Below are 7,117 nucleotides of genomic sequence, written 5' to 3' on the forward strand. Positions count from 1 at the left end.
GCGCGGCGGGCTTTAGCGCAGCCGGTGCTTCATCGCCCGCTCGACCTCGCGTTTGCCCTCGCGTTCCTTGATCGTGTCGCGCTTGTCGTGCTGCGCCTTGCCGCGCGCGAGCGCGATCTCGCACTTGACCTTGTTGCCCTTCCAGTGCAGGTTCAGCGGCACCAGGGTGTAGCCTTTTTGCTCTACCTTGCCGATCAAGCGCCGGATTTCGGCTTTGTGCATCAGCAGTTTGCGCGTGCGGTCGCTGTCGGCGCGGATGTGAGTGGAGGTGCTGCGTAAGGGGTGGATGAGGCAGCCGATCAGAAACAGCTCGCCGTCGCGCACGACCACGTAGCCCTCGGTGATTTGCACCTTGCCTTCGCGGATGGCTTTGACCTCCCAGCCCTGCAGCACGATGCCGGCCTCGTAGCGCTCCTCGATGTGGTAGTTGAAGAACGCCTTTTTGTTTTCGGCGATGCGGCTGGCAGTGTGGGCGTGGGACGGCTTGCTCGGCATAGAAACTACAATCCAGACAGGGCCGACGATTGTATGAAACCGAAAACCGTACGCAAGTCCGTGCTCGTCTGGCACAGCCCGCACGAAATGTTCGAGCTGGTCAGTGACGTGGAGCGCTATCCCGAATTTTTGCCTTGGTGCGATGCCGGCCAAGTGCTCGAGCGCACGCCGGACGGCATGGTCGCGTCGATCGGGATGCACTTTGGCGGCGTGCACAAGCGCTTCACCACGCGCAACGTGCACGAGGCCGACCGCCGCATTCACCTGCGCTTGGTGGAGGGGCCCTTTTCCGAGCTGGAGGGGGTATGGGAGTTCCAGCCCGTGGGCGACGGCACCCAGCGCGCCTGCCGCATCGAGTTCACGCTGCGCTACGGCTTTTCCAGCAGCGTGCTCGCCGCCCTCGTGGGGCCGGTATTCGATCGCATCGCCAACACCTTAGTCGACGCGTTCGTCAAGCGCGCGGACCAGATCTACGGGGCCTGAGGTGCGTGTCACCGTCGTTTGGGCGCCCGCGGCGCGCACTGTCCAGGAAGCAATGCTGGAGCTGCCGGAGGGCACGACCGCTGCGCAGGCGCTGGCCCACACTGGCTGGGCCGATGCGCAGGACGTGGCGCAGCGCGACCCGCGCGCCTTGAGCGTGTGGGGCCGCGCCGTGGCTCGTGATGCGCCCCTGCGCGACGGCGACCGGCTGGAAGTCACTCGGCCCCTGCGCGTCGACCCCAAGGTCGCCCGACGCGAGCGGTTTGCCCGGCAGGGCGCGCGTGCCCCGGGGCTGTTCGCGCGGTCGCGGCGCCCGCGGTGATCGAGGTCGATCCGGTCCATCCACGGGCCGCCTTGGGTCTTGGGCCGCGCAAGTGGCCGCATACAATAGCGCTTTTGGAGCCAACCCCATGCGCCTGCTCGGAAAAGCGTTGACCTTCGACGATGTGTTGCTGGTCCCCGCGTATTCGCAAATCCTGCCCAAGGATACGTCACTCGCCACGCGCCTGACGCGCGACATCACCCTGAACCTGCCACTGGTGTCCGCCGCCATGGACACCGTCACCGAGGCGCGCTTGGCCATCGCCATCGCGCAAGAAGGCGGTATCGGCATCGTGCACAAAAACCTGTCGGTGCAGGAGCAAGCCGCTCACGTGGCCAAGGTCAAGCGCTACGAGTCTGGCGTGTTGCGCGACCCAGTGGTCATCAGCCCTGAGACGACCGTGCGCCAGGTCGTTGAGCTGTCGAACGAGCTGGGCGTATCGGGCTTTCCGGTCGTCGAGGGTGGCAAGGTGGTCGGCATCGTCACCGGTCGCGACTTGCGCTTCGAGACGCGCATGGACATCCCCGTGCGCGAGATCATGACCCCGCGCGAGCGGCTGATCACCGTGCCCGAAGGCACCACGCCCGAGGCGGCCAAGGCGTTGCTCAACAAGCACAAGTTGGAGCGGCTGTTGGTGGTCAACGACGCCTTCGAGCTCAAGGGGCTCATCACGGTCAAGGACATCACCAAGCAGCTCAACTTCCCCAACGCGGCCCGCGACGAGAGTGGCCGCTTGCGTGTCGGGGCGGCCGTGGGTGTGGGCCCCGGCACCGAAGAGCGCGTCGAGGCCCTGGTGCGCGCGGGCGTGGATGTGATCGTGGTCGACACCGCCCATGGGCACAGCAAAGGGGTGCTGGACCGGGTGCGCTGGGTCAAGCAGAACTACCCCCAAGTGCAGGTCGTGGGCGGCAATATCGCCACGGGCGAAGCGGCGCGGGCCCTGGTGGAAGCGGGGGCCGATGCGGTCAAGGTGGGCATCGGCCCCGGTTCGATCTGCACCACGCGTATCGTGGCCGGCGTGGGTGTGCCGCAGATCACGGCCATCGACAACGTGGCCCAGGCCCTGAAGGGCACGGGCGTGCCCCTGATTGCCGATGGCGGCATCCGCTACAGCGGCGACATCGCCAAAGCACTGGCCGCTGGCGCCCACGCCGTGATGATGGGCGGCATGTTTGCCGGCACCGAAGAGGCACCGGGTGAAGTCATCCTCTACCAGGGCCGCAGCTACAAGAGCTACCGTGGTATGGGCTCGATCGGCGCCATGAAGGCGGGCAGCGCCGACCGTTATTTCCAGGAAAACGACGAAACCGCCAACCCCAACGCCGACAAACTGGTACCCGAGGGTATCGAGGGGCGGGTGCCGTACAAGGGTTCCGTGGTGGCCATCATTTTCCAGATGGCGGGCGGTATCCGCGCGGCACTCGGCTACTGCGGTTGTGCCAATATCGATGAGCTGCACCAAAAGGCGGCCTTCGTGCAGATCACGGCCGCGGGCATCCGCGAGAGCCACGTGCACGACGTGCAGATTACCAAGGAAGCGCCCAACTACCGGCTCGACTGATCACTGGCTCGACGGATGGCCGCCCCGATGGCACACGACAAAATCCTCATTCTCGACTTCGGCTCGCAAGTCACCCAGCTCATCGCGCGCCGCGTGCGCGAGGCGCACGTGTATTGCGAGGTCCATCCGTGCGATGTCAGCGACGACTGGGTGCGGGCCTATGCAGCCGACGGGCGGCTCAAGGGCATCATCCTATCGGGCAGCCACGCCAGCGTGTACGAGGTGAATGACCGCGCGCCCGATGCGGTGTTCGAGCTCGGCGTGCCGGTGCTGGGCATTTGCTATGGCATGCAAACCATGGCCCAGCAACTGGGGGGCAGGGTCGAGGGCTCGCCCACGCGCGAGTTTGGCTACGCCGAGGTGCGTGCGCGTGGCCACACCGCACTGTTGCGCGATATCGCCGATTTCCACACCCCCGAGGGCCATGGCATGCTCAAGGTGTGGATGAGTCACGGCGACAAAGTGGTTGAGATGCCGCCGGGCTTCAAGCTCATGGCCAGCACCGATGCCTGCCCGATCGCCGGCATGGCCGACGAGACGCGGCGCTTCTATGGCGTGCAGTTCCACCCCGAGGTCACGCACACGGTGCAAGGGCGCGCGATCCTGGAGCGCTTCGTGCTCGACATCTGCGGCGCGCGGCCGGACTGGATCATGCGCGACCACATCGAGGAAGCGGTGCAAGCGATCCGGCAGCAAGTGGGCGACGAGGAAGTCATCCTGGGACTGTCGGGTGGCGTGGACTCGTCGGTGGCCGCGGCGCTGATTCATCGCGCCATCGGCGACCAGCTCACTTGCGTCTTCGTCGACCATGGTCTGCTGCGGCTGCACGAGGGGGACATGGTGATGGACATGTTCGCCGGCAAGCTGCATGCCAAGGTCATCCGCGTGGACGCAAGCGACCTGTTTTTGCGCGAGCTCTCGGGCGTGACCGACCCGGAGCAAAAGCGCAAAATCATCGGCCGACTGTTCGTGGACGTGTTCAAGGCCGAAGCCGAAAAACTCAAGGCCGCGCGCCCCGGCTCCAAAGGCGCGCAATGGCTGGCGCAGGGCACCATTTATCCGGATGTGATCGAGTCGGGCGGCGCCAAGAGCAAGAAGGCGGTCACCATCAAAAGCCACCATAACGTGGGCGGCCTGCCCGAGCAACTGGGGCTAAAGCTGCTGGAGCCGCTGCGCGACCTGTTCAAGGACGAGGTCCGCGAGCTGGGCGTGGCGCTGGGCTTGCCGCACGACATGGTGTACCGTCACCCGTTCCCCGGGCCGGGCCTGGGGGTGCGCATTCTGGGCGAGGTCAAAAAGGAATACGCCGACTTGCTGCGCCGGGCCGATGCCATCTTCATCGAAGAACTGCGCTCCACCATCGAGCCGCACAGTGGCAAGCCGTGGTATGACCTGGTCAGCCAGGCGTTTGCGGTCTTTTTGCCCGTCAAGAGCGTGGGCGTCATGGGCGATGGCCGCACCTACGACTACGTGGTGGCGCTGCGCGCGGTGCAAACCAGCGATTTCATGACCGCCGACTGGGCCGAGCTGCCCTACAGCCTGCTCAAGCGCGTCTCCAGCCGCATTATTAATGAAGTGCGTGGCATCAACCGTGTGACATACGATATCAGCTCAAAGCCGCCGGCGACGATTGAGTGGGAGTGAGTAAAGGCAATTGCCGGGCATGTGCGATTCGGGTATCTGGTCGTCGCCGATAGAAAACCGGAAGCGCAGAGCACGGCAACAAACAAAAGCGGGGGGCGTTACTGAGGCCCTTGTAGCCGTCCGCCTTGCCCTGCGCCGCCGCGGGTTTGCTGGGGTTTATATTGACGAGCGGCCTGAACCAGTTTGTTGTAGGCGTCGAGGAAGGCGGCGGCGACAATCTTGCCCTGCGGCGTGCTCGCATAGGCGTTGACCCCGGCCACCAGGCCGCCGAGGATGCCAATGCCCGCTCCCAGGTTGTAATTCTTGGCGCTGCCCTGGGCCGCCACGATTTGCGCGCCACTGGCGTTGTCGATGAGACGCAATGTGGTGGAGGCGCCCAGGGCTTGAACTTGCGCTGATGTATCGAGGTTGCTGCCGCGCCGGCCGAACAAACCACCCAGGCCCGTACTCAAGCCAAATCCCGAGGGCTCTGCAAAGGTTACCGTTGGCACCATCGTGTAATCGGCCGCCAGCATTTTGCGATTCGCCGCACCGGCTTGTCCGGTGAGCCCTGCCTCTTTGAGCTGCCGCTCCAGGTCGATCTGGTTGTATGCGCGCCCGCGCTCGACCACGATGAAGCAGTTGGACTGCTGCACCAGCATTTGCACGATGGGCACATACGGATCATCCGCCGCTTCAGCAAAACCGACGGTGCCCAAGGGTTCCGTACAACGCTCGAGTTGCTCGGTTGCCGCAACCGCCTGTTGGCCGCTCGCCGCGCCTTTGGCGATCGGGTCATCTCCGCCCAGGATGGGCGCAGTGGAACAGCCTGTCAGAATAGCCGCGCAGGCAAGGTACAGCGAAGCCCCTTTCCGCATCGTTGCGCCCCCTTAAAACTGATACACGACCCAAGGCGACATCGCGCCACCCTGTTGCACCATGAAGCGGAATTTCTCCCCAGGACTGACCGGGATGAAGGGTTTGCTCTTGGTCACGGTAATGAGTCGCCCCTGAAATATTCATAACCTCATGATTTTCCGTGTGTTATTGCCTGTTTGCGGGTACAATTTCTCCCAGATCTGATGGTCTGATGCGCCGTTTTCTGGGAGTTTTGCGATGTTTGCCTGCCCCGCCACCGAGGACTTCTTCCGCGCCCGGCTCGATCAGATGATCGACCTGCGCCATCCGCTGGCGGTGTTGGCCTCGCGCATGCCGTGGCAGGAGTTGGAAGCAAGGCTGTCGCACCTGTTCATGCGCAAAGCGCGCTCTGGGGCGGCGATGCCCGATCTGGACCTCTTTGGCGAAGCCCCGGTGCGCCCGGTGCGGGCATCCAACGCCGGGCGTCCGCGCGTGCCGCTGCGCGTGATGATTGCGCTGCTGTACCTGAAGCACGCTTTCAACGAGTCCGATGAAGGCGTCGTGGAGCGCTGGCGCGAGTCGCCGCGCTGGCAGTACTTCTCGGGCCTGGCCTACTACGAGGACCGGCTGCCGTGCGACGCCACGACGCTGGTCAAGTTTCGCCGGCTGCTGGGCGAGGAAGGGGTGGAAGAGCTCCTGGCCCAGACGATCAACGTGGCGGTGGAGCTCAAGCTCATCAAGCCGCAGGAGTTGAAGCGCGTGGTGGTGGACACGACAGTCCAGCCCAAGGCCGTGGCGCACCCCACCGACAGCCGGCTGCTGGAGACCGCGCGCACCAAGCTGGTGGAGGCGGCCAAGAAGACCGGCATCGACCTCAAGCAGACCTTTGCCAAGGAAGGCAAGGACCTCAGCCGCAAGGCAGGACGCTATGCGCACGCGCGGCAGTTCGCGCGCATGCACCGCGCCATCAAGCGCCAGCGCACGATCGTGGCCAGACTGCAGCGGGAGATCGAGCGCAAGGCCGCCCGGCTGGGGCAGGCCATCCAGAACACCTTGGCCGAGACATTGAGCAAGGCAGCCCGCCTCGTGGCGCAGACGGCCAACCGCAAGACCGCCGACGGGACTCGAAAGCTCTACGCCTGGCACGCCCCGGAGGTGGAGTGCATCAACAAGGGCAAGGCCCGATGCCCTTACGAGTTCGGCGTCAAGGTCGGCATTGCCAGCACCCTGAAGCACAGCCTGATCGTCGGCGCCCGGGCCTTCCATGGCAACCCCTACGACGGGCACACGCTGCGGGCGCAGCTGGAGCAGGCCACGATCCTGATGCAGGACAGCGGCATCAAGCCCAGCACGGCCTATGCCGATCTGGGCTACCGCGGCGTGGAGGCCGACATTGCGGATGTGCGCCTGGTGCACCGCGGCAAGATCAAGCGCCTCACCCAGCAGGAACGCAAGCTGCTCAAACGCCGTCAGGCCATTGAGCCCGTCATCGGGCACCTCAAACAAGACCACCGCATGGACCGCTGTCATCTCAAGGGCGAGCAAGGTGACCGGCTGCACGCGGTGCTGTGCGCGGCGGGCTACAACATCCGCTGGTTGCTGCGCATGATCGCCAAGAAGGGCGTGCCCTTCTTGAAGAGGGCTTTTTTGCGTCTCGTCGCGGCCGTGCACCTGATCGGCCGGTGGCTGGCCAAGCTGCGTCCAGCCGAGACCGGCGGCGCCAACCCGGCTCCGCTGTGGCTGCGGGCAGCTTGAAAATGAATATTTCAGGGGCGACT

6 protein-coding genes and 1 pseudogene are annotated in these 7,117 nt (G+C 64.9%); 5 read left to right on the forward strand and 2 right to left on the reverse strand.

All coding sequences use genetic code 11. The annotated features are described in order from the left end of the window. Nucleotides 1–12 precede the first annotated feature (12 nt). Complete coding sequence (gene smpB, locus Q0716_RS10070; protein WP_299022820.1) at nt 13–495, reverse strand: SsrA-binding protein SmpB; 483 nt, start codon at nt 493–495, stop codon at nt 13–15. A 33-nt stretch (nt 496–528) separates the two neighbouring features. Here smpB and Q0716_RS10075 point away from each other — a divergent pair, with 33 nt between their 5' ends. The 4 genes from Q0716_RS10075 to guaA all read left to right on the forward strand — a co-directional run bounded on the left by Q0716_RS10075 (nt 529) and on the right by guaA (nt 4,502). Beyond that, entirely contained in the window at nt 529–978 is a 450-nt protein-coding gene (locus Q0716_RS10075; protein ID WP_299022822.1) for a type II toxin-antitoxin system RatA family toxin, read from the forward strand. A 1-nt stretch (nt 979) separates the two neighbouring features. After that, nucleotides 980–1,297 carry an RnfH family protein gene (locus tag Q0716_RS10080; RefSeq protein ID WP_299022824.1) on the forward strand — a complete coding sequence of 106 codons (318 nt, stop codon included), beginning with the start codon at nt 980–982 and terminating at the stop codon, nt 1,295–1,297. Between the two features lie 88 nt (nt 1,298–1,385). Continuing rightward, nucleotides 1,386–2,858, forward strand: a complete 1,473-nt coding sequence (guaB, locus tag Q0716_RS10085; RefSeq protein WP_299022826.1) for an IMP dehydrogenase — start codon at nt 1,386–1,388, stop codon at nt 2,856–2,858. Nucleotides 2,859–2,885: 27 nt separating this feature from the next. Next, nucleotides 2,886–4,502 carry a glutamine-hydrolyzing GMP synthase gene (guaA, locus tag Q0716_RS10090; protein WP_299022828.1) on the forward strand — a complete coding sequence of 539 codons (1,617 nt, stop codon included), beginning with the start codon at nt 2,886–2,888 and terminating at the stop codon, nt 4,500–4,502. Between the two features lie 98 nt (nt 4,503–4,600). Here the strand turns inward: guaA and Q0716_RS10095 are convergent, their stop codons facing one another. Further along, nucleotides 4,601–5,359: a CsgG/HfaB family protein gene (locus tag Q0716_RS10095; protein WP_132962609.1), complete on the reverse strand. Its 759-nt coding sequence runs from the start codon at nt 5,357–5,359 to the stop codon at nt 4,601–4,603. A 238-nt stretch (nt 5,360–5,597) separates the two neighbouring features. On the opposite strand from Q0716_RS10095, the pseudogene Q0716_RS10100 reads away from it, so the two are divergent. After that, nucleotides 5,598–7,014, forward strand: a pseudogene (locus tag Q0716_RS10100) (IS5 family transposase). The last annotated feature ends 103 nt before the right edge of the window (nt 7,015–7,117 follow it).

This window comes from uncultured Tepidimonas sp. (assembly GCF_938045175.1).
Lineage (GTDB): Bacteria > Pseudomonadota > Gammaproteobacteria > Burkholderiales > Burkholderiaceae_C > Tepidimonas.